Genomic DNA, 21,287 nt, shown 5'->3' on the forward strand with positions numbered 1-21,287 from the left:
CGATCCGGGGCCGGCGGTGCGAGGGGGCGATCAGGGCTTGACGCCCACGCCGCCGTAACCCCAGACCCGCTCCAGGGTGTCGAGTTCGTGGTCGGGTTCGCCGTCCGGGTTCCACGGCGTTCGCAGGCCGGGCTCGACGATGTCGAAACCGTCGAAGAAGGCCAGGATCTCGTCGTAGGTGCGCATGGACATCTCCGCCGACGCCTTCTTCCAACCGTCGGCGCCGGCGCGTCCCGCTCCCGGGTCGGTGTCGTAGGACGCGTGCGAGAGAATGAGCATGCTGCCCGAGGGGATCGCGTCGCGCAGCTTCGCGACGATCGCGGCCGGGTTCTCCTCGTCCTTGATGAAGTGCAGGATCGCCACGAGCATCACCGCGACCGGTTCGGTGAAGTCGATCACCTTCAGGACTTCGGGCGAAGTGAGAATGTCGTCCGGCGCGCGCAGATCGGCCTGGGTGAAGGTGATGTGGCCGGGACCGGAGTCGGTCATCAGCGCGCGACCGTGTACGAGCACGATCGGGTCGTTGTCGACGTAGGCGATGCGCGCCTCGGGCGCGATCTCGTGCGCGGCCTCGTGCGTGTTGCCGGCGGTGGGGATGCCCGTACCGATGTCCAGGAATTGCCGGATGCCTCGGCGTGCGGCGTAGCGGACGCTGCGCTGGAGGAGCAGCCGGTTCAGGCGCAACGTGGTCGGCAGGTCGGGGATCGACAAAAGGATGTGCTCGGCCGCGGCGCGGTCCACCGCGAAGTTGTTCTTGCCGCCCAGGAAATAGTCGTAGATGCGCGCGGTGTGCGGAATGCTGGTGTCGATGTGCGCCGGAACGCTCGGTTCCGCATCCACTTCGTCGAGCCGTGGCAGACGCCAGGTCTCCTCTTCGCCGGTGCCCGCGTCGTCTTTGCCCGTATTGCCGTTCGGTATGGACGTCACGTTCTCAAGCCTCCGCACAACCGATGCCATAGGTCAGCCGAGACTACTGGGTGAAGCCGCCCAACGGGTTGCCATGGCGACCACGTCCGGGCGGCAAGTCCCCGCACTTCCATGGTCGTTGACGAACCGGCCCGAAACCGTGCGCGGCCGTCAGGCGTGGTCGAAGCGCCAACGGGTCTGGCTGTACTCGCCCTTGCCGAAACCGAAGACCGTGGTCGGCGCGACGACGAAGACCTCGGCCCGCTGACCCTCGCTCTGCCCCTTGAAGGCCCCGTCGACCACGTCGAAGTGCCACTGGGCGCCGTACTTGGCCTCGAACGCCTCCGCGAGACGACGTAGCCGTGCGTCGTCACGCACCCGCACCGCGTCACCCTCCAGAACGAGATCGAAGCCCTCGTGCAGGGAGTTGGTTCCGGTGGTGAGTACGCACTGCTGATTGCCCGCCAGGTTGCGCGCCTTGCGTTCGTCCGCACCGGTACAGAAATGCAGAGCGTCGTCGAGCCACACGGCCAACAACGGGGTGACGTGCGGGCGCCCGTCGGGCCGGACGGTGGACAGCCAGAACACCTCGGCCGCCGTCAGCCACGCGACGGCCTGCGCCCACGGCGTGGCCGTCGCCTTCGCGTGGCTGTATCGGGCGTCCAACTCGGTGCTCGGTTCGCGGTTCGACATGGTCGAGTCCTCCTGATCGTGGGCGAGGTGAGACCTCCGGTGGCCTGGAAGCCTCACAAGGAAGACCCGCCGAACGACCGAAACTCATCGAATGCCACGAATCCCGTCCGCCGCGCCTGTTCGATGCCGAACCTCGCCTCCGGGGTGATGCCGGAGGACCCACCGGACGCCGCGCGAGGCTCGACCGGTGGGTCCTCGGTGTTCTCGGGTGCGCCTCGATCAGCGGGTGAGGGCGAGGGCGAAGGGGACGGCCGCGGCGATACCGGTGACGGTGCGGACGTGGTTCGCGCGGGTCCACTCGGTGAGATACGTGGCCCAAAGGCGTTGTCCCTCGGGGGAGTCGGGGTCGGCGGCGGCCAAGGCGTCGTTGCGGGGCACGTGGTACGCCGCCGTGGTGCCGATCGTTCCGACGAGGTACAGGAGCGCCCCGAGCAGCAGGTACACGGCGTACGCCTCGCTCCACGAGACGATCGCGAAGATCCCGAGACCCAGGCACAGCAAGGCGGTTCCGAACAGTGGGGCCATGAACGGAGCGGTCACGGCCGTGACGTTGATCGAGTTCATGGCCGCGGCCCCCTGAGCCGCCGGGAGCCGGCCCAGACCCTTCATGACGAACGACGAGAAACCGTGGAACACGCCGCCCATGGCCGCGCTGCCGACGGCCGCGGTGAGGGTGAGGGCGTACAGGGGGCCGTTCATGATCAGACCTTCCAGATGCCGCGGGCGGCGGCTTCGTTCGCGTAGTCGGAGAAGTCGCGGGGAGCGCGGCCCAGGGCCCGCTGAACACCGTCGGACACGTGCGCGTTACGCCCGTCGAGCACCTCGCCGAACAGGAAGGCGAGAAGATCGATGACCTCCGCCGGGACACCGTACTCGGTGAGCACGGCCGTGTATGCCTCCAACGGGACCTGTACGAAGGTGATGTCACGGCCCGAGGCCCGGGCGATCTCGGCGATCGCATCGGCGAAGGTCAGGAGTCGCGGCCCGGTGACCTCGTACACCTGGCCGGCGTGGCCGTCCTCGGTGAGCGCGGCGACCGCGACATCGGCGATGTCGTCCACGTCGATGAACGGCTCGCCCACGGCACCGACGGGCAGCGCGACTTCACCGGAGAGAACCGGCCCGAGGAACTCCCCCTCGTCGAAGTTCTGCGCGAAGAAGGAGGCCCGGACGACGGTCCAGAAGGTGCCGGCGGCGCGGACCCTGGCCTCGGCGTCCTGAGCCTCGGGCTCACCCCGGCCGGACAGCAGGACCAGGTGCCGAACACCTGCCGCCGCGGCGAGTTCGGCGAACGCGCCGACCTCCTCGGCGCCACCGGGGGCGGCGATGTCGGGCTGGTAGGAGATGTACACGCTGTCGATGCCGTCGAGCGCCGGCTGCCAGGTGGCGCGATCGGTCCAGTCGAAGGGAACGGCCGCCGTACGGGACCCGATCCGAACCGAACGCCCCAACGCGGTGAGTCGTTCGGCAACCCGGCGGCCGGTCTTGCCCGTTCCCCCGAGGACGAGCGTCGGGGTGTCGGTGGTGGCGCTCGCGGTGTTGTTCTCGTTCGTTGTCATGCCTCTATTCAAGCGGCGTCGAGTGAGACTGAACATCGCTGAGAAGCGCAATTACATGTTCGATCGTCTCGCATATCGCATCGCAGCCGCCCCGGGAGTGTGCGTGGCTGCTCCTGTGCCCGGACGCGTCGACCGTCGCTGCCGCGGGCCGCGCGTCGGGTTGCGTGCTTCGAGCGCCGCGTAGGACGGACCGTACGTACGTCGACCACATCGCCGCGAACCACAAAGACGGCGACGGCGAAGGGAGTTGCCGAGACGAGCGACGGCGAGCGGGAGTTCGGGTCTACCCGCGTCCTGCGGGGCAGGGACGGAAGCGGCGACACGGCGGCCCCGACCGGCGGGCCGCGGTGGGGTGTTATCCGGATTGTGACCATCCGGATAACGCTGCGCCGGGGACTTCGCGGCGGGTAAGTTGACCCCCCACCTGACAGCACGTCAGGTCGGCTGCCGGAGTGGGGACTCGGGGCGGGGTCGAGTGGCGGCGTGGGGCGACGTCGGAGCGGCGGGGTGTGCCGGCTCCGCAGGGAGACGAGTTGCGAGACGAGTTGCGAGACGAATATTTGCGCGACGGCTCGTGGGCCGAGTCGCAAGACGACGTGCGGCGCACCCGGCGGAGCGAACCGCCGCCCGCTGCGCGGGCCGAGCCGGCGAGTGGTGAACGGCTCGCCCTGGCGCCCGGGTCGCGGGTCGGGTCGCGCGGCAATCGGAGCAGGTCCCGCAAGACCTCGGACCGACGGTTCACCCGGCCGGTGCTGGTCGCGGTGCCGATCGTGCTGGTGATCGGCGCGGGGCTGGCCTACTGGGTGAACCGGGAGGTTTCGAGCTCGTCCGACGGTGGGCGCGCCTACCCGAAGTGCCCGGTCTCGTCGGGGCTGTCGACGGTCGAGCGCGAGTACGGCGTCTCGCTGCCGAAGGAGGGCGAGCAGGTGCGGTACTGCGGCGACAGGATCGGGACGCCCGGCGGCGCGGTGTTCGAGTTCACCGCGTCGACCGCCGCGGTCGGCGCCTACCTGACCTCGATCGGGATCAACCCGACCGAGATGAGGTCCACTCCGTTCGTGTACCGGTTCAGGACCGACGACTGGCCGTTGAGTACCGGCCAGGCATACCTGACCGCAACGACACCGTGGCAGCAGTTCAAGGCGTGCCCGACCACGCTGCGGGTGATCCTCGCCGAGCCGGTCGACGAGCGCCAGACCGCCTACCTGCAGGTGACCTGCGCCAACTGAGCGGCCCGCGCCGCACGGCGCCGCCTCCCGGCCCGGCCTCCCGAGCCGGATGCGACCTCGACGGCGGGCGCAGTTGCTCCGGGAGTGCGTACGGCGTGGTGCGCTCGTCGGCGCTCGGCGCGTCGAGCGCACCACGCGTGGTCTGCGTTTCCTCACGGGCGCGGTGGGTCCTGGAGTGGCGGGTCGTGGCGCGGCGGGTCATGGCGTGGCCCTCTTCGGCGGCGACGACGTTCGACCCGGCGGCCGGCCGTCGGCGTGGCGTTGGTCGGCCTCAAGCGGGTACCCGCGAGAGCCGAGCCGGTCGCGGTCTCCCTCCCGGAGGACCGGCCCTCGTCCCCGAACCCCGCAGCACGCCTCCCGACCACAGGAAAGGCTCACCCCCATGCTTCCCACCACCAGCCGTGCCTGGCACCTCCTCGCCCGCCCCAAGGGGTGGCCCAAGCCCGAGGACGTCGAGCTGCGCGAGGTCGAGATCCCCGAGCTCGCCCCGGGCCGGCTCCTGGTCCGCAACCTGTTCCTGTCCGTCGACCCCGCGATGCGCGGCCGGATGAACGACGCCAAGTCGTACGTCCCGCCGTTCAAGCTGAACGAACCGATGGAGGGCGGCGCGGTCGGCCGTGTGCTGGCCTCGACGGCGGACGGGTTCGCCGAGGGCGACTACGTGCTGCACTGGCTGGGGTGGCGCGAGTACACCGTCGTGGACGCCGAGGGCGTGACCAAGGTCGACCCGAACGCCGCGGCGCTGTCCGCCTATCTGGGCGTCCTGGGGATGACCGGTCTGACCGCGTGGTCGGGCCTGCTCGACGTCGCGTCCTTCAAGGCCGGCGAGGCCGTGTTCGTGTCCGGCGCGGCAGGCGCGGTAGGCAGCCAGGTGGGCCAGATCGCCAAACTCAAGGGCGCGTCCCGGGTGATCGGCAGCGCCGGTTCGGCCGAGAAGGTCGAGTTGCTGGTCGAGGAGTACGGCTTCGACGCCGCGTTCGACTACAAGGAGGACACCCCCGTCGCCGATCAACTCGCCAAGGCCGCCCCCGACGGAATCGACGTCTACTTCGACAACGTCGGCGGCGAGCACCTGGAGGCCGCCATCGGTGCGCTGCACACGCACGGCCGGGTCGCCATGTGCGGCGCGATCGCGCAGTACAACGCCACCGAGTCGACGCCCGCGCCGCGCAACCTCGCGCTGTCCATCGGCAAGCGACTGCGCCTTCAGGGCTTCATCGTGATCGACCACTACGACCGGCGCGACGCGTTCTTCGCCGAGGTCGGCGGCTGGCTCAAGGACGGGAAGCTGAAGTATCGCGAGACGGTGGTCGAGGGCATCGAGAACACGTTCGACGCCTTCCTGGGCATGCTGCGCGGCGAGAACACCGGGAAGATGGTCGTCGCCCTCCCGGAGTGACCCGGTACCGGGCACCGGCCGGCAGTACACACCGAAGGGCCCACGCGACCGGGGGATCGCGTGGGCCCAATCGGATCACCCCGACCGAACCGACCGACTCGCTTGGTCCACCCGACCCGGCGCGAGTCGACCCGACCCGACTCGACCCGACCGAGCGAATCGACCCGGTCGGACCCGGGTCGACCGGATCCGATCCGGCCCGAGCCGACCTACCAGGCAGCCGGCGCGTAGTCCTTCAGGAAGCAGCCGTACAGATCCTCGCCCGCCTCGCCGCGCACGATCGGGTCGTACACCCGGGCCGCCCCGTCGACCAGGTCCAACGGCGCGTGGAAGCCCTCGTCGGCGAGCCGCATCTTCTGCGGGTGCGGACGCTCGTCGGTGATCCACCCGGTGTCCACGGCCGTCATCAGGATGCCGTCGGCGAGCATCTCCTCGGCGCTGGTCCGAGTCAGCATGTTCAGCGCGGCCTTGGCCATGTTGGTGTGCGGGTGGCCGGGGCCCTTGTAGCCGCGGGCGAACTGGCCCTCCATCGCCGACACGTTGACCACGTACTTGCGTCGTGCCCGCGCGGCCGCCATCGCCGGCCGCAGCCGGCTGACGAGCACGAACGGCGCGGTGACGTTGCACAGTTGCACTTCGAGCAGCTCTACCGGGTCCACCTCGTGCACGCGCTGGGTCCAGCTGTTGATCGGGTCGAGGTCCGGGACCAGGCCGCCCGCGTCGATCGCGGTACCCGACTCGATCCGGGCCGGCGAGGCCGAGCCGCTGGTGAGCGCGAGCGTGGTGAGCGCCTGCGGGGTGAGCGCCTGGTCGTCGGTACGGGACTGGCCCGGCAGCAGTACGTGGCCGCTGCCGCCGATGTGGCCGAACGACACCATCTCGGGCAACTCGCCCGCCGGCAGCGGCGCGTCCTCGGCTGCGGCCAGCGCCGCGTACGCCTGCGGGGTGCGCCGCACCGTCTGCGCGGCGTTGTTGATCAGGATGTCCAGCGGACCCGCCTCGGCGACCGAGTCGGCGAGCGCGACCACCTGGGCCGGGTCGCGCAGGTCTATCCCGGCGATCTTGAGGCGGTGCAGCCAGTCGGCGCTGTCCGGCATCGCGGCGAAGCGGCGGATCGCGTCGTTGGGAAAGCGCGTGGTGATCGTGGTGTGCGCGCCGTCGCGCAGCAGCCGCAGCGCGATGTACATGCCGATCTTCGCGCGCCCGCCGGTGAGCAGCGCCCGCCGTCCCGTCAGGTCGGTGCGCTGGTCGCGCCTGGCCCGGTTCTCGGCGGCGCACGGCGGACACAGCTGGTGGTAGAAGGCGTCCACCTCGGTGTAGCGGGTCTTGCAGACGTAGCACGCGCGCGCCTTCTTCAGCACTCCCGCGATCTCGCTCGTGGTCACCGTGGTCAGCGCGATGCCGAGCGTCTCGTCGTCGATCCGCCCGGGTGCCCCGGTCGCGGTCGCCGCCGTCACGGCCTCGTCGTTGGCGATGATCCTGTCCCGGCGCTCCTTGCGGCGACGCTCCTTGACGCTCTTGTAGATCGCGGCGGTGGCCCGCCGGACGAGCACGGCGTCGGGGTGTTCGACGTCCAGCCCCTCGACCTCGGCGAGCACACTCAGGCACAACTCCATCCGCGCGGGATCGATCCCCTCCGCGATGCCCGTGTCCGCCTGAATCCCACTACTCGCTGTCATCGCCGCTGCCGTTTCCTGGATCGCTTCTCGCACCAAAACCCCGGCGAAACTCTACGTTGTGCCGAGACCTGGGCCAATTCACCAAGCGCCGGGCCGAGTACGGGTGCCCGCCCCTCGACGGTCGGCACCCGGCCCCGGCCTCCGGCTCCTCGGCCCCGCTCCCGCGCCCCGCTCAGTCCCGGGACCAGCCGTACGTGCGCTCGACCGCGATCCTGATCACCACGCGCCGTTCCTCGACCATGACGTCGCGGTACTCCGCCCAGTCCGGGTGCTCGCCCGCGATCAGCCGGAAGACCTCGACCAGTTCCTCGGTGATCGCGTCGTCGCGGGCGAGGGCGGGCGCGCTCACCTCGGCGAGACCCTCCGCGATCAGGTAGGCCGCGTATTCGGGGGCGGTGACCAGGAAGCTCGCTCGGGGGTCGCGGCGCAGGTTGCGGGTCTTGGCGCGGTCGTCGGTGGCGGAGATCCGGATCCGTCGCAGGTCGGGTTCCCACAGATAGGAGACGGGGGACAACTGGGGCCGACCGTCGCGCTTGAGGGTGGTGAGTACGCCGCGACGGTCCGTGCCGAGGAGTTTCGTGTCCATATCCGTATCCATGTCGAGTCGCTCGCTTTCGTCGGGGTGGCCGAACAGATCTACTTGACGTGTCATGTAGACCTTCGACCGAAGTACATGACATGTCAAGCACCTGCTAGATTGGCGACATGGATCAGCCGCCCTGGCTCGACGAGCGGGAGCAGCGCGCATGGCGCGCGTATCGCCGACTGCGGCTGCTCGCCGACAGCCGGATCGCCCGTGACCTGACCGTGGACTCGGGCCTCTCGGAGCCCGACTACGACGTGTTGTCCGAACTGTCCGAGGCGGCCGGTCACCGGCGCCGGCTCGGTGAGCTGGCGGACCGCATGCTGTGGTCGCAGAGCCGGATGTCCCACCACATCAAGCGGATGCAACAGCGCGGCCTGGTCCGCCGCGAGGACTGCGCGGGCGACGGGCGCGGAGCCGACATCGTGCTCACCGACGACGGCCTGCGGGCGATCGAGGAGGCCGCGTCCCTCCACGTGGCATCCGTACGGCGCAACCTGATCGACCTGTTGACGAAGGATCAGGTTCAGGCGCTCGCGGAAATCGGCGAGACGGTGGTCCGGCGGTCGGCCGAGGCCGACGCCGGAGACGGGACCCGACCGCGCGGGTGACGGGGACGGGTGACGGGCGGCAGGAACCGCACCGACGAAAACGCTGCCCACGACCGAGGTCGTGGGCAGCGCGAGAGGTGTGGCGTGCGCTCGGACCGCGGTGACCTCGACCTCGATGTTGCCGCGGGTGGCCCACGGGACATTCGAAGGGGCGAGTCCCGTCGACGCACACGCTGTCGCCGGCGGGCGGCGAATCGTGCGTCAGGCGCTCTGCGCGTAGCCCTTGGCGACGTGTTCCAGCCACCACTGCGGCGCCGCGTTCATGAGCGTGCCGAAGTCCCAATAGTCGTGCCAGCGCACGATCTTGCCGTCCCGGAACTCGTGGATCGACACGAACGGCAGGACCACCTGCTCACCGGATTCCCAGTGCCACTCCTCGGCGTGTTCGGTGACCACGATGTCGCCGTCGCCCACCGTGCTCTTGTGGTGGTGGATGTAGCCCGTGAGCTCCTCCAGGCCGAGCCGAAGCCGCGCCTCGATCGCCGCAGGACCGGTCGCACCGGGCCCGGGCGCGGCGACGTCCGTGTAGTGGCCGTCCTCGGCGAAACGGGCGGCGACCTTGGCGAAGTCGCGGGCGTACAGGTCCTGCCAGAACTGCTCGATCAGCCGCTTGTTCGCGGCGGCGTCACTCGTTGCGTCACTCCGCACGTCACTCATGGCGGCACCCTACGCACACGGACCAGGAAACTAAACAGAGGCAAGCATTTTCGTCCCGATGCGGTGGCGCCCGAACGGCCGTACGTCAGGTCCGCCACACGCCGGCTGCCGCCGGATGGGCCGTCGGATGCCCCAGCAGCGCCCAGAAGCGGTCGAAGACCTCCTGCGCGTCGACGCCCGAGCCCCGCCGCTCCGGCGGGTCCGATCGCGGCACCCACGACAGTGACAACGTCGCGCGCGAGGCGAACTCGTCGTTGAGTACCTCCAGGACGGACGACACCCGGTTGCGCCGCAGCGCGAGCAGCGCGCCGACCTTGCCGACCCGAGCCTGCCACCGCCCCAGGGCCGCGTCGCGCAGCAATTCGCGCAGCACCGGGGCGGCGCCGGCCACCTCGGTGAGCCCGCGCAGATCCAAGCCGAGTTCGTAGACGAGCAGCGCGCTCGCCCGCTCGTCACCGCGCCAGCGGTTCTCCGCCTCGGCGCGCAGATAGTTCGGCTCCGGCAGCCCCAGCCGCCTGGCGAGCTCGGACGCGGAGAGCCGCGCCCCGAGCCGATACTCGCGCAACGTCTCGGGGCGGCCCATCAGTTCGGCCGGCGAACACCACAACGCCTCGGCCAACGCGAGCAGTTCGTCCTCCCCGGGCCGCGCCGTCCCGGCCTCCCACGCGGCGACGTCGGTCGGCGGCACCCGAACCCGGAAGGCCACCATCGCGGCGGCGACCCGAGCGAACGTCAGACCCAGCGCACGCCGCTGTCGCCCAGCCGCCTCGGGATCGAACGGGGGATAAGCCTCGATGCCTCTCAGTGACCGCACGCGCAAAGGGTAGGGTCCCGCGCGCCATGATCGGAGCGGTGTGATCGACCCGGGCCGGCGGCCGAACATCCCCCGGGTTTCGGAGGATCGTCCGACAACCCGGCCGGGGTCGCCACCCGCGATCTCGACCCGGCCGGCCCACCACTCGCCTCACGGCTCGGCCCCGCACCCGCCCGAGATCGGCTCGCGCAACATCACCGTGAGCAGCGGCGCGTCCGGCCAGGCCGGGCGCAGGTCGCTCAACACCCGATAGCCCCAGCGTCGGTACAGCGCGAGCACCTTCGGATGGGTCGGGTCGACGAGGAGGGTCACCCGCTCTTCCGCGCGGCCGGCCACGAGCGCCTCGTGGATGGTGTGGGCGGCGTCGGTGCCGCGCCACGGCGCGCGGACCATCAACTCGTTGAGCGCGAACGTGCGCCGGCCCGTCTCCGCGATCTCGGCCGCCGGCACCGGGTCGGTCAGGCCCAGCCACCAGCGCGCCCCCACCGGCAGCGGATAACCGAACGCGTAGCCCACCACCGTCCCGTGCTCGACGCCGATCGCGCACGCGAAGCCCGGCGCCGCGGCGTAGCCGTCCAAGCGACGCGCGAAGGCCGCCACCGAGCCGAACGGCCCGTCCAGGTCGCGCGCGTACACCTCGGCGTACACCTCCAGCAGGATCGGCCGTACGTCGCCGAGGTCGGCGGCCGAATGGTGGGTGAGGTCGATGTTCGCCACGTGCGCTCCGATCGCGATCGTGCTTCGCCCACTACCGCACAGGAGATGCCCGCGGCGATCCGCTCGCAAGCCCGAGCCCCGGGCCGTTACCGAGTCCTGACGCGACGTCAAGAAGCTTTGGATCTCCCGCACATGCTCGACTCCGCAGGCGCCCTCGTGTTCTTCTGCACCCATGACGGACCCACTCCACGAACGCGACCTCGCCCGGCCCGCCCTCGACCTCGTGGCCAAGGCCGCCGGGCCCTACCTGGAGGCGCTGCCCGATCTGCCCGTGCGCGATGCGGCCGCCGACGTGCTCTTGGACCGCCTCGGCGGGCCGCTGCCCGAGCGAGGCTGCGGCACGCTGGCCGGCATCGAGGAACTGATCGAGGTCGGCACCCGCGCGGCGACGCACTCGTCCGGTCCCCGCTTCTTCCACTTCGTCGTCGGTGGCTCGACGCCCGCGGCGCAGGCGGCCGACTGGGTCACGTCGCTGCTCGACCAGGCGGCCGGCCTGTGGGCCGCGTCCGCGCTCGCGACCGAGGCCGAGACGATCGTGCTCGGCTGGCTCAAGGACCTGTTCGCACTGCCCGACTCGTACGGCGCGGTGCTGACCCCGAGCGCGACATTCGCCAACCTCACCGCGCTCGCGTGCGCGCGCCATTGGTGGGCCGAGCGGCACGGCGTGGACGTCACCGTCGACGGCCTCGCCGGACTGCCCCGGATGCCCGTCCTGGCCGGCGGCTACGTCCACCCCAGCAACCGCAAGGCGCTCCAGATCCTCGGCCTGGGCAGGGACACCCTCACGGTGTGCGCCCGCGACGACGCCGGCCGCGTCGACATCGACGCGATGGAACGCGCGCTGATCGAGATCGACGGCCCCGCCGTGATCATCGCCAGTGCCGGCGAGGTCAACACCGGAGACTTCGACCCGATCGACGCCCTCGCCGACCTCGCCGAGCGCTACGGGGCCTGGCTGCATGTGGACGGCGCGTTCGGCCTGTTCGCCGGCGTATCGCCGCGGCTCGCACACCTGGTGAGCGGCGTCGAACGGGCGAACTCGGTTGCGGCCGACGGCCACAAGTGGCTCAACGTCCCCTACGAGAGCGGCTTCGTGTTCGTCCGCGACCCGACGATCCTGGGTCGCGCGTTCGGTGCGTGGAACGCGCCATACCTGCCGGGCGCCGGCGACACGCACCTCAACTACGGCGCACTCGGCCCGGAGTCCTCGCGCCGCGCCCGCGCGCTGCCGATCTGGGCGACGCTGCGCGCGTACGGCCGGTCGGGCTACCGTGCGATGGTCGAGCGGCACAACGACCTCGCGCTGCGCCTCGGCGCCATCGCCGAGGCCGACCCCCTGCTCGAACTGCTCGCCCCCGTGCGCCTGTGCGTCGTGTGCTTTCGCTACCGCCCGGAAGGGATGGCCGACGCGGAGGTGGACGAACTGAACCGGCGACTGGGCGAACAACTCCAGGAGGACGGCCGGGTATATCCGGGCACCACCGTCTACCGCGGCCGAACGGCACTGCGGCCGGCGCTGGTGAACTGGCGGACCACCGAACGCGACGTGGACCTGCTGGTCGACGTCGTCCGCGAGATCGGCGCGCGCGTCGCGGACGACATCCGCGCGGGTCGGTAGCGAAGCCGGCGGCAAAAACCTCGACCGCAAAAGGGATCAAATACCGGTAAGCGGTATAAAATGGTACCCGAAACTCGATTGAGTGAAGCCCAATTTCCGGGGCAGACGTTCGAGCGGAGGTGGTTCAAGATGATTCCGCTGCTTATCGTGCTTCTGCTCGCATTGATCCTGTTCGGTGCAGGGTTCGCCCTCAAGATCCTGTGGTGGCTCGCCGTCATAGTGCTCGTGGTCTGGGTCCTCGGATTCGTGTTCCGTGGTGCCGGCACGGGTGGTCGTCGTGGGCGTTGGTACCGCTGGTGACCTGACGCGCGATCGAACCACCGGAAGCGGGGCCCGCCGAAACGGCGGGCCCCGCAGCCGCGTTCGGATCCGGACACAGGAGCCGAGAAGCGATCGGGCACCCGGCCGGGCGTCCGAGCCGGGGCCGGCCGGGGGAAACGATCCGACAGGGCGCTCGGGGGCTCGGTCCGGCGGGCGGCAGGGAGTACGTTGGTGGTACCGAGGGCACCTCGTATGCCGCCACCCACGGCGGTGTCGTCTGCGGCGATCCCAACCCCGCGCATCAGATCGACCAGAGGATCAAACCCATGTACTCACAGCACTCGATCGCCGGCCATCGCCGGAGTTCCCGACCCGAGACGACCGTGGAGATGACCTACGGTCTCGCCTGCACGATGTGCGGCCGCGACTTGCGCCCGACCGAGGAAAAACCCGGCCACGACGCGGTTCCGGTGGGTCGGGTCGACGACCGGCAGACCTTCGCGTGCCGTGGAGTGTGTGCCCGACTCGGCAGCGGCTCGGCCGACGGTCTCGCCGAGGAGCCGGTACCGCTGGCCGACCGGCTGGCGGCCTTCGCCCAGGTATAGCCGGGCATCACGGATCCCTACCGATCGACGCCGGTCAGGCGCTCGTCCGCTTGCGGGCGGGCTTGCCCTCGGCAGTCTTCTTCGCCGCCGTACTCTTCCCGGCCGAGCTCTTCTTCGCCGCCGACTTCTTGGCCGCCGTCTTCGACGCGGTCTTCTTCCCGCTTCCCGCTCCGGCCTCTCCCGTCTCGCCCCTCGCCGAGCTTTTCCCGGCTCCGGGCTTCTTCGCGGCCTTGACACTCGCGGTCAGGGCCGCCATCAGGTCCACCACGTTGTCGGGCGCCTTCGAGTCGTCGCCCTCGTCCGACTCGGCGGGGGCGCTGCCGTCGAGGCGGGCGGCGACCAGCGAGTCGAGGGCCACCTTGTAGTCGTCGTGCAAGGTGTGGAAGTCGAAGTCCTCGCTCAGCGTGTCCATCAACGACGTCGCCATCTTCAGCTCCTGCGGCCGGATGTCGAACTTGCCCTCGGGGGCCAGGCCCTTGGGCGCTCGTACCTCGTCCGGCCACAGCATCGTCTGCAGGATCAAAATGTCGTCGTGCACGCGCAGCAGCGCCAGGCTCTCGCGGGTGCGCAGCGTGATCTTGGTGACCGCGGACTTGCCGGACTTGACCAGCGCCTCGCGCAGCAGCACATACGGCTTGGCCGCGCTCGGCGTCGCGGTCTGGAGGTAGTACGCCTTCGAGAGCATCAGCGGGTCGATCTCGTCGACGTCCACGAACGCCAGCACGTCGATGATCTTCTTGCTGGGCAGCGGCAACTCGGCCATGTCCTCGTCGGTGAGCACCGCCTGTCGACCGTCGGGGGACTCGTACGCCTTCGCGATCTCCTTGTACGGGACCTCGCGCTCCTCCAGCTCGCAGTACCGCTTGAGCCGGATCCGGCCGCCGTCCTTCTCGTGCACCTGGTGCAGGTGGACGCCGTGCTCCTCGGTCGCGGGAAACAGTTGGACCGGGATGCTCACCAGTCCGAACGTGATCGCGCCTTTCCAGCTGCTGCGCATCGGGGCCCACTTTCGAGGGGTTTTGCATCGATATGTGACGCGGGGGGACCTTCACGGTATGCCGGAGCGCATCAGCACGACAGTCGACGGACACCGCCTCGCCCTCACCCACCTGGACAAGGTGTGGTGGCCCGAGACCGGCTACACCAAGGGCCAGGCACTCGACTACTACGCCCGGGTCGCCCCCGTACTGCTGCCGCACGTCAGCGGTCGGCCCGTGTCCTTCATCCGGTTTCCGCACGGCGTGGGCGACACGCGCTTCTACAACAAGCACCTGCCGGCCGGTACGCCCGCCTGGGTGAGCACGATCGAGGTGGTCGGCAAGGGCGAGACCCGCCGCCAAGTCGACGTGAACTCGCTCGCGACGCTGATGTGGGCGGCCAACCTCTCCGCGATCGAGATGCACGTCCCCCAGTGGCGCACCGACCCCGAAGGCCACGACCGCCTCGTGCTCGACCTGGACCCCGGACCCGGCGCGGGACTGCGCGAATGCCGCGAGGTCGCGGTACTCGCACGCGACCTGCTCGCCCGGGACGGCCTGACGTGTGTGGTCAAGACGTCGGGCAGCAAGGGCCTGCACCTGTACGCGGCGATCGAGCCGGCCTCGAACAAGGCGGTGAGCGGCTACGCGAAGGCGCTCGCGGTACGCCTGGAAGCCGAACACCCCGCACTGGTCGTGCACCGGATGGCCAAGGAACTGCGCGCCGACCACGTGTTCGTGGACTGGAGCCAGAACTCCACCGCGAAGACCACCGCCGCCCCCTACACCCTGCGGGCGCAGCCCGAGCCGACCGTGTCGACGCCGGTGACCTGGGCCGAGATCGAATCCGACACCGAACTGAACTTCGGCCCGGACGACGTACTCACCCGCATCGAACGCGAGGGCGACCTACTGGCCGCCCTCCTGGACCCCGACACCACCGGCCGCCTACCCGACGACTGACCGCCCGGGGGCCGGCCGGACTCAAGCGAGATCCTCGCCCGCGAGGTCGGGGCGTAGGCGGTGCCAGGAGGGGTGGCGCAGTATTCCGGTACGGGTGCGCATCGCGTAGCGGACCTCGCCGACCAGGCGGGGGAGGGCCCAGCGGGCTGCCGGTTCGCGGGGCTCGGGGTCGAAGGGGCACTCGTCGATCGCGGCGACCGCGAGGAGTTCGCCGATTCGCTCGCGTTCGTGGTCGGAGAAGCCTGTGCCCACGGCGCCGACATAGCGCAGGCCGCCCTCGTGCGGGATGCCCATGAGCAGGGCGCCCGGGAGGCCGGCGAGGCGGCCGTTGCCCGGGAGCCAGCCGCCGATGACCACGTCGACGGTCTGTACGTGGCGGATCTTGACCCAGGTGGCCGATCGCTTCCCCGGCAGGTATGCCGAGTCGAGTCGCTTGCACACCAGGCCCTCCAACCCCGCCGCCCGGGTCGCCGCCAGTGCGGCCTCACCGTGCCCCACGATCGCGGTCGGTGTCGACCAGTGCGCGCTGTCCAGCGGCAGGCCCTCGAGGGCGGCGCGCCGCGCGGCGTACGGGTGGCCGATCAGCGCCTCGCCGCCCAGGAACGGGACGTCGAACAGCATCAGGTGAGCCGGCGTCGTGTGCCGCATCCGGGCAGCCTCGGCGGGGTGGTCGGCCAGGCCCATCCGCTGCTGGAGGCGCTCGAAGTCGCTGTGCCCGTGTTCGTCCAGGGCGACGATCTCGCCGTCCAGGACCGCGGAGACCCCGCCGAGGGCGGTGCGCAGCGCGCGCAGCTCCGGGTAGGCCGCGGTGATGTCCATCCCCGACCGCGAGCGCAGCACGATCGTGCCGTTGCCCGGGAGGTACGCCAGGCAGCGCTGGCCGTCGAGCTTGGTCTCGTACGCCCACTCGTCGTCGTGGTCCGGGGGCGGGAGCGTGCCCGCGGTCGCGAGCATGGGCGAGTACACGGGGAGCGCGGCCATGGGATGAACGTGGTCGCTCGCGCCGCGATGTATACGCCGCGACCGGCGTTGTCCCTCGTTCGGCCGGGCCGGGGGCCGGGGGCCGGTTCGGCAGGCCGCGCTTGTACGCCTGGGCCACCGCCGCCGCGCGGTTCGCTATCCGCGAGCCTCGTCCCGGACCACGCGGAAGGCGATGCCGGCGGCGGTCAGCCGCGAGATCAGGGCCTGGCCGAGCGCGGCGGCCGTGGTGGTCTGACCGGCGGTGAGCGGCAGGTCGTCGTGGGCCAGGGACAGCGCCGACTCGGCGAGCATCTTGGCTGTTTCGTCGTAGCCGGGATCGCCGCCGGCGACCTCCGTGACAACCCGTCGAGTCGGCGTCTCGGCGACGAACAGCACGCGAAACCACGCCTTCGCGCGGGCGGCGGGGGAGGGACCGGTGCCCGGTGGCCGCCGGGCGAGGAGGTGTTCGCGGGCCGGCGGAATCCGGGCCAGCGTGTACAGGGCACCCAGGCCCACGGCGCCGGCGAGCGCGACCGGCAGGTGCTTGACGGCCGCGTAGTGCCGGTAGGTGAAATCGGGGCCGTAGCGCTCCAGCGCGGCCGCCGAGCGCACGACGACCTGCGGGTCGATCGTGGGCAGCGGTACGGCCCACATCCGGGTCGTCCGGTCCAGGCGAGGCGGACCGCCGCCGATCCGCACCCGGCGACCGGTCGGCGCGGGCTCGATCGCCCGCCGGGCCCGATGCACCCGCTCGCCCTCGTGGGACCGGGAGAACGCGGTGAGCACCGAGTCGAACGTACCTCCCGAGGGCATGCCGCTCGCCCGGACGAAACCGTCGACTCGGATCGGCACGTCGCTCGGCAACAGCCCGACCGTGTACAGCACGCCGAGGTCGTGCGGGATCGAGTCGAACCCGCACGCGTGCACGAGACGTGCCCCGGTCTCGATCGCGCGCGCGTGCTGGTCCAGGTACACCCGGTCCACGAACTCCGGTTCACCGCACAGGTCCACGTAGTCCGTCCCCGCCTCCGCGCACGCCGCCACGAGCGGACCGCCGTAGCGGACGTAGGGGCCCACCGTGGTCGCCACCACCCGGGACGCGGCGGCGATCTCGCGCAGAGCGGCCGGGTCGTCGGCCTCCACGCACAGCAGCGCGAGCTTCGCGCACCCCGGGTCGATCGCCGCCAACCGCTCGCGCAACGCCCGCAGCTTGTCGAGGTTGCGGCCCGCGAGGGCCCAGCGCGTGTCGGCCGGCGCGTTGCGGGCCAGATAGGCGGCGGTCAGCTCGCCGGTGAACCCGGTCGCGCCGAACAGGACGATGTCATACAACCGGGTATCGGACGGCATGCCCCGAGGTTTCCGCAGTAGCCCCCGGCACCGCAAGATGCCGTACGGGTCACAACCGGCGCCCGCGTTCGGGGCGCGTCGCCGCTCCCGGCGCGCCCCGAGTCGTCACCGGCTCAGCAACGCCGCGATCGTCGACCCGGACGCCTCCCGGTCCCACGTCGAGTCGTTCCCGGCCAGCGCCGCGAACACCCGGTCCCAGGCTTCCTGTTCGACGCCCAGACGGGTCGTGGCCAGGGAGGCGATCTCCTCGGCGGCCTCGATCCCGGCGAGCCGAATCGCGTCCGGTACCTCGATGCGGTGCACGGCTTCGGCGACCCAGTTCAGGACCGTGCCCGCGCCGCGTGCCTCGTGTACGAGATCACGGCCGGTCAGCAGTTCGGCCTCGACGGCCCGGTCCACGAACCGGTACCAGTCCACGTCGCCGAGCGCGGCGTGGCCGTGCGCGACGGCCGCGCGCGCGTGCGCCGCGCTGCGCAAGCCCGCCTCCCGGGCGATCGTGGGGTGCAACCGCCCCGGCTCCAAGGCGCGTGGCGGCGAGTCGGGGTGCGCGACCAGGCGATGCCATACCGCGGACGGGAACGGCTCGCGGGCGTGCTCGGCCAGGAACGCGTCCCAATCGTGGGGGTGGCCCGCGGTGAGCAGGACGTCGGCGTAGTAGCCGCCGGTGCACCGGCGCAGCTTGACCAGCAGCTTGTCGAAGGTGCGTTCGCGGTCGATGCGCTCGGTCAACGTCGTTTCCGGGTCGGCCTGTCGCAGCGCCTTGACCACCACCCGGGCGGCCGTCGCACCGAGCCGACCCTGTTCGACCAGATCGGTGATCCGGTCGGCCCCGCCGTACCGCAACAGGCCGCGGATCGCGATCAGTTGCTCGGTCAGCGACGCCTTCTTGTGCAGCAACCGCACGGCGTGCTCGATCACCTCGACGTCGGCCGCCTCGATCCGTGCGCGCAACTCCGGCAGCGTGTCGGCGGAGATCCGGACGTTGCGCAACAGATGTTCGCGCAGCACGGGATCCCACGCCAACAGGTCGCCGGGGCCCGACCCGGTCCGGCCCTGGGGGACTCGGGACAGGATCACCCGGCGATAGGGCGCATCGAGGACGCGGTCGCACACCTGGTAGAGGGTCGCGTTGAGTTCGGGGTCGTCCAGGCGCAGGATGCGGGTTCGGGTGTCGCGGCTGCGGTCGGCCCACGCGACGGCGTGCAGCGCGGACCGATCCGGCGCGGCGAACGCGTAGTCGATCAGCGCGTTCGACTCCTCCCCGGAGTGATATCCGACGAAATCCGCGAATGCCCACAGCGTCGAGAACGCGTCGGGGCCCAGCTCGGGCAGGAGCACCGCGAGCGCTTCGGGGCCCGCGAGCAGGAGCAATCGGCCTGCGGGCCACTGCCAACGGTACGGCTTGCTGCCGAAGCCCGCGGCCCGATCGAACCCGACCCGCTCGTGCGACGACACGGCGTCCCACGTGAGCGGCGCGGACGCGGCGGTTTCGGCAGCCTCGGTGGGTTCGGCAGTCTCGTGGGGTTCGTTGGGTTCGACGGGTTCGACGGGTTCGACCGGTTCGGTGATCCTGGACAAGAACGTGGGCAGCGGCTCGGATTGCGCGCCGGTGTACATCGCGGTCAACGCGCGCAGCCACAACTCCCGGTCGGTGCCCAGCCGTTGCGCGACCAGCGCTTCGGCGGCCGTGCGGATCCGGTCGCCGACGATCCGGTTGCGCCACGCGCTGGGCAACGGCAGCAGCGCCACCGTCGGCAGTGCGTCGAGCAGTTCGGTCGGGCCGAGGATGCCGTGGCGGTAGGCGGCCTCGGCCAGACCGTCGCCGCGGCCGTTCTCGCGGTGGTTGTCGCCCGTCCAACGCAGGAAGGAACTCGGCCGGGACGGAACAGGCCAGCGCTCGGACGGCGGGTATTCGTCCGGGCGTGGGGCGGGTGTGCCGGCCCGGACCGCCGCGAGCCGCTGCACCGTCACCTCCTCCAGGCTCGCGTTGTCGGCGAGCGCCGCGAGTACCTCCGGCTCGCCCCTGTCGATCAGGTCGTTGGCGACGACCTCGTCGAAGACCCGTCGCCCGAGCGCCACTCGCGGTTGTGTCGACGCGCTCGCGAAGCACGCCTCGTAGACCCAGCTCGGATACTCGTAGCCCGGGGCATTGCCGACCCACACGTCGACGAGCGACGCAAGCACCGCCGGGTCGGCGGGCACCGGTATCTCCACCGGCGCGCCGCTCGCCGATCCGGCGGACTCCGCCACCGCACGCACGAAGTCGGCCGCGGACAGCTTCGTACGCTCGTCGGGCAAGATCTCGGCGCGCTTGGTCGGCTTGGCGGTGGTCGGCGGCGCCTCGACCGGTTCCTCGGTCGCCGAAGCGGCCTCGCGCAGCGCCTGTTCGAGCGCGGCGGCGGCGTCGCGGGCGAGTTCCTCGGCGGCCGGAGGCGGTCCGGCGGCCTGCGCCGCGATGGTGATCAGCTCGGCGAGCGACGCCTCGAACGTGTCGATCAGGCCCAGCGCGATTGCGAACGCCTCGGCGTGGCCCGCGAGGTGAGTACGCGTCAGCTCGGCGAGCCGGATCCGCATCGGGGCGAGTACCGCGTCCTGGTCGAACCCGGTGGTGCCCGAGACCACGTCGCGCGCGGGATACGCGACGTCGACGAGCAGGGTCGGGTCGAGCACGCCGTGCGCGACCGCCTCGTTCGCCCACGACCCGGCTCGGCCGAAGCCCTCCGTGCGCAGCCATTCGGCCGGGTCGATGTCGACGGCGATGCGGTGGTGGCCCCGGAAGGAGTTGATCATCGCCAGCCGCAGCGACGTGCGGTCCTCGTCGGTGGCGTCCTCGTGCCGGAGCAGGTCGTCGATCGCCTCCGTCGCGAAGCGGGACTCCCGGTGGGCGCTCATCAGGAGCGGGAAGTCGTGCGCGTACGGCTCGTGCACGAGGTCGCGCACGGTGGTGCGGCTGGTCCGGGTCTGGAACAGCTTCGGCAGGGTCGCCGGATCCTCGTACGGTTCGCCGCTCGCGCGCAGGTCGGCCGGGCCCGTCCCGGACTTCAGCGCGGCCTCGATCCGGTTGCGGATCTGGGTCGCGGTGCCGGTACCGGACGCCGCCAGGAGCGCGCGCACGGCGTCGGGGCCGTTGCGCTCCCACACGCGCACGTACGCGTACTGCTGGGCGGTCTTGCGGCAGCCGAACCGCAGTGCGCACGCCACGAGTTCCGGATCGCCGCTGACCAACAGCGGGGCCAGCGTGCGGCGGTCGGCGTTGCGCAGCAGCTGTGAGTCGGAGTTCTGCAGCAGTTCCGCGCGCAGGTCCGCGTCGAGCGGTTCGCGCGCGGCGATCGTCCGGCGCAACGACGGGGTCGAGCGAACGTTGCGATAGGCGGCCGCGTCGACGGCCGGGAGTTGCTTGGCGACCAGCCGGGCGAGATCGCGGATGTCCAGGCCGGCGTTGCGCGCGACGGCCACCCACGCGCGCTCGTCGGTCGAGCCGATCGCGGCGTCGTGCACGGCGGCGGGCAGGCCGCCGCCGGAGAGCAGGTCGTGCACGAGCGCGTCCGGCAGGCCGGGGAGCAGGTCGCGCAGGTCGTCGGGGTCGGTCGCGGTGAGCAGGAAGCGGTACGGCTTGGTCAGCGTCGGCGGCGGGCCGCCGGGCTTGTCGGGGGTCGCGGTGACGGTGCCGTCGGCGATCGCGGTGAGCAGCGACGGGAGCGTGCCGCGG

The 21,287-nt window shown here is 71.1% G+C and carries 20 protein-coding genes; 7 read left to right on the forward strand and 13 right to left on the reverse strand.

The genetic code is table 11. The features are described 5' to 3' along the window. Nucleotides 1-30 precede the first annotated feature (30 nt). From GT354_RS43325 to GT354_RS43340, 4 genes are all read right to left on the reverse strand, one after another. Nucleotides 31-927 carry an SAM-dependent methyltransferase gene (locus GT354_RS43325; protein WP_346012442.1) on the reverse strand — a complete coding sequence of 299 codons (897 nt, stop codon included), beginning with the start codon at nt 925-927 and terminating at the stop codon, nt 31-33. A gap of 150 nt (nt 928-1,077) precedes the next feature. Beyond that, nucleotides 1,078-1,599, reverse strand: a complete 522-nt coding sequence (locus GT354_RS43330; protein WP_161362481.1) for a pyridoxamine 5'-phosphate oxidase family protein — start codon at nt 1,597-1,599, stop codon at nt 1,078-1,080. A 219-nt stretch (nt 1,600-1,818) separates the two neighbouring features. Next, nucleotides 1,819-2,298 (reverse strand): anthrone oxygenase family protein, encoded by a 480-nt coding sequence (locus GT354_RS43335; RefSeq protein ID WP_161362483.1) that lies wholly within the window; start codon nt 2,296-2,298, stop codon nt 1,819-1,821. Between the two features lie 2 nt (nt 2,299-2,300). Then, nucleotides 2,301-3,158: an NAD(P)H-binding protein gene (locus GT354_RS43340; RefSeq protein ID WP_161362485.1), complete on the reverse strand. Its 858-nt coding sequence runs from the start codon at nt 3,156-3,158 to the stop codon at nt 2,301-2,303. Nucleotides 3,159-3,691: 533 nt separating this feature from the next. On the opposite strand from GT354_RS43340, the gene GT354_RS43345 reads away from it, so the two are divergent. Both GT354_RS43345 and GT354_RS43350 read left to right on the forward strand, forming a co-directional pair. Then, nucleotides 3,692-4,387 (forward strand): hypothetical protein, encoded by a 696-nt coding sequence (locus GT354_RS43345; RefSeq protein ID WP_237536030.1) that lies wholly within the window; start codon nt 3,692-3,694, stop codon nt 4,385-4,387. 382 nt (nt 4,388-4,769) lie between these two features. Further along, nucleotides 4,770-5,786 carry an NADP-dependent oxidoreductase gene (locus GT354_RS43350; protein WP_161362489.1) on the forward strand — a complete coding sequence of 339 codons (1,017 nt, stop codon included), beginning with the start codon at nt 4,770-4,772 and terminating at the stop codon, nt 5,784-5,786. 209 nt (nt 5,787-5,995) lie between these two features. Here the strand turns inward: GT354_RS43350 and GT354_RS43355 are convergent, their stop codons facing one another. Both GT354_RS43355 and GT354_RS43360 read right to left on the reverse strand, forming a co-directional pair. Next, on the reverse strand, nt 5,996-7,465 hold the full coding sequence (locus tag GT354_RS43355) for an SDR family NAD(P)-dependent oxidoreductase (RefSeq protein ID WP_161362490.1): 1,470 nt from the start codon (nt 7,463-7,465) through the stop codon (nt 5,996-5,998). Between the two features lie 172 nt (nt 7,466-7,637). Further along, a complete protein-coding gene (locus GT354_RS43360) occupies nt 7,638-8,117 on the reverse strand; it encodes a PPOX class F420-dependent oxidoreductase (protein WP_346012443.1) in 480 nt (159 codons plus the stop codon). A 53-nt stretch (nt 8,118-8,170) separates the two neighbouring features. Here GT354_RS43360 and GT354_RS43365 point away from each other — a divergent pair, with 53 nt between their 5' ends. Beyond that, nucleotides 8,171-8,659: a MarR family winged helix-turn-helix transcriptional regulator gene (locus tag GT354_RS43365; RefSeq protein ID WP_161362494.1), complete on the forward strand. Its 489-nt coding sequence runs from the start codon at nt 8,171-8,173 to the stop codon at nt 8,657-8,659. Between the two features lie 201 nt (nt 8,660-8,860). On the opposite strand, the gene GT354_RS43370 is transcribed toward GT354_RS43365, so the two are convergent. The 3 genes from GT354_RS43370 to GT354_RS43380 form a co-directional block, all read right to left on the reverse strand. Further along, nucleotides 8,861-9,316, reverse strand: a complete 456-nt coding sequence (locus GT354_RS43370; protein ID WP_161362495.1) for a nuclear transport factor 2 family protein — start codon at nt 9,314-9,316, stop codon at nt 8,861-8,863. Nucleotides 9,317-9,401: 85 nt separating this feature from the next. Continuing rightward, a complete protein-coding gene (locus GT354_RS43375; RefSeq protein ID WP_161362497.1) occupies nt 9,402-10,130 on the reverse strand; it encodes a helix-turn-helix transcriptional regulator in 729 nt (242 codons plus the stop codon). Between the two features lie 150 nt (nt 10,131-10,280). After that, nucleotides 10,281-10,847 carry an N-acetyltransferase gene (locus GT354_RS43380; RefSeq protein WP_161362500.1) on the reverse strand — a complete coding sequence of 189 codons (567 nt, stop codon included), beginning with the start codon at nt 10,845-10,847 and terminating at the stop codon, nt 10,281-10,283. 172 nt (nt 10,848-11,019) lie between these two features. Here GT354_RS43380 and GT354_RS43385 point away from each other — a divergent pair, with 172 nt between their 5' ends. The 3 genes from GT354_RS43385 to GT354_RS43395 all read left to right on the forward strand — a co-directional run bounded on the left by GT354_RS43385 (nt 11,020) and on the right by GT354_RS43395 (nt 13,331). Continuing rightward, on the forward strand, nt 11,020-12,465 hold the full coding sequence (locus GT354_RS43385; protein ID WP_161362502.1) for a pyridoxal-dependent decarboxylase: 1,446 nt from the start codon (nt 11,020-11,022) through the stop codon (nt 12,463-12,465). A gap of 129 nt (nt 12,466-12,594) precedes the next feature. Beyond that, nucleotides 12,595-12,765 (forward strand): hydrophobic protein, encoded by a 171-nt coding sequence (locus tag GT354_RS43390; RefSeq protein ID WP_161362504.1) that lies wholly within the window; start codon nt 12,595-12,597, stop codon nt 12,763-12,765. Nucleotides 12,766-13,052: 287 nt separating this feature from the next. Continuing rightward, the gene (locus tag GT354_RS43395) at nt 13,053-13,331 is read left to right on the forward strand and encodes a hypothetical protein (protein ID WP_161362506.1); all 279 of its coding nucleotides are present in this window, start codon (nt 13,053-13,055) and stop codon (nt 13,329-13,331) included. Between the two features lie 34 nt (nt 13,332-13,365). Here the strand turns inward: GT354_RS43395 and GT354_RS43400 are convergent, their stop codons facing one another. Then, nucleotides 13,366-14,328, reverse strand: coding sequence for a Ku protein (locus GT354_RS43400; RefSeq protein WP_161362508.1), 963 nt, complete (start codon nt 14,326-14,328; stop codon nt 13,366-13,368). A gap of 58 nt (nt 14,329-14,386) precedes the next feature. On the opposite strand from GT354_RS43400, the gene ligD (GT354_RS43405) reads away from it, so the two are divergent. Beyond that, on the forward strand, nt 14,387-15,271 hold the full coding sequence (gene ligD, locus GT354_RS43405) for a non-homologous end-joining DNA ligase (protein WP_161362510.1): 885 nt from the start codon (nt 14,387-14,389) through the stop codon (nt 15,269-15,271). A 21-nt stretch (nt 15,272-15,292) separates the two neighbouring features. Here ligD (GT354_RS43405) and ligD (GT354_RS43410) read toward each other — a convergent pair whose 3' ends face one another. The 3 genes from ligD (GT354_RS43410) to GT354_RS43420 all read right to left on the reverse strand — a co-directional run. Next, a complete protein-coding gene (ligD, locus tag GT354_RS43410; protein WP_161362512.1) occupies nt 15,293-16,252 on the reverse strand; it encodes a non-homologous end-joining DNA ligase in 960 nt (319 codons plus the stop codon). A 135-nt stretch (nt 16,253-16,387) separates the two neighbouring features. After that, a complete protein-coding gene (locus GT354_RS43415) occupies nt 16,388-17,578 on the reverse strand; it encodes a saccharopine dehydrogenase NADP-binding domain-containing protein (RefSeq protein ID WP_161362514.1) in 1,191 nt (396 codons plus the stop codon). A 105-nt stretch (nt 17,579-17,683) separates the two neighbouring features. Continuing rightward, on the reverse strand, nt 17,684-21,287 hold a 3,604-nt coding region (locus tag GT354_RS43420), incomplete at its 5' end, for a hypothetical protein (protein ID WP_202512934.1).

This window comes from Streptomyces sp. SID3343 (genome assembly GCF_009865215.1).
Taxonomy (GTDB): Bacteria; Actinomycetota; Actinomycetes; order Streptomycetales; family Streptomycetaceae; genus Embleya.

What these genes read in the sequence shown, in the direction of transcription:
- GT354_RS43330 (WP_161362481.1), bottom strand. Translation starts at nt 1,599, where the DNA reads ATGTCGAACCGCGAACCGAGCACCGAGTTGGACGCCCGATACAGCCAC.
- GT354_RS43335 (WP_161362483.1), bottom strand. Translation starts at nt 2,298, where the DNA reads ATGAACGGCCCCCTGTACGCCCTCACCCTCACCGCGGCCGTCGGCAGC.
- GT354_RS43340 (WP_161362485.1), bottom strand. Translation starts at nt 3,158, where the DNA reads ATGACAACGAACGAGAACAACACCGCGAGCGCCACCACCGACACCCCG.
- GT354_RS43350 (WP_161362489.1), top strand. Translation starts at nt 4,770, where the DNA reads ATGCTTCCCACCACCAGCCGTGCCTGGCACCTCCTCGCCCGCCCCAAG.
- GT354_RS43355 (WP_161362490.1), bottom strand. Translation starts at nt 7,465, where the DNA reads ATGACAGCGAGTAGTGGGATTCAGGCGGACACGGGCATCGCGGAGGGG.
- GT354_RS43360 (WP_346012443.1), bottom strand. Translation starts at nt 8,117, where the DNA reads ATGACACGTCAAGTAGATCTGTTCGGCCACCCCGACGAAAGCGAGCGA.
- GT354_RS43365 (WP_161362494.1), top strand. Translation starts at nt 8,171, where the DNA reads ATGGATCAGCCGCCCTGGCTCGACGAGCGGGAGCAGCGCGCATGGCGC.
- GT354_RS43370 (WP_161362495.1), bottom strand. Translation starts at nt 9,316, where the DNA reads ATGAGTGACGTGCGGAGTGACGCAACGAGTGACGCCGCCGCGAACAAG.
- GT354_RS43385 (WP_161362502.1), top strand. Translation starts at nt 11,020, where the DNA reads ATGACGGACCCACTCCACGAACGCGACCTCGCCCGGCCCGCCCTCGAC.
- GT354_RS43390 (WP_161362504.1), top strand. Translation starts at nt 12,595, where the DNA reads ATGATTCCGCTGCTTATCGTGCTTCTGCTCGCATTGATCCTGTTCGGT.
- GT354_RS43395 (WP_161362506.1), top strand. Translation starts at nt 13,053, where the DNA reads ATGTACTCACAGCACTCGATCGCCGGCCATCGCCGGAGTTCCCGACCC.
- GT354_RS43400 (WP_161362508.1), bottom strand. Translation starts at nt 14,328, where the DNA reads ATGCGCAGCAGCTGGAAAGGCGCGATCACGTTCGGACTGGTGAGCATC.
- ligD (WP_161362510.1), top strand. Translation starts at nt 14,387, where the DNA reads ATGCCGGAGCGCATCAGCACGACAGTCGACGGACACCGCCTCGCCCTC.
- ligD (WP_161362512.1), bottom strand. Translation starts at nt 16,252, where the DNA reads ATGGCCGCGCTCCCCGTGTACTCGCCCATGCTCGCGACCGCGGGCACG.
- GT354_RS43415 (WP_161362514.1), bottom strand. Translation starts at nt 17,578, where the DNA reads ATGCCGTCCGATACCCGGTTGTATGACATCGTCCTGTTCGGCGCGACC.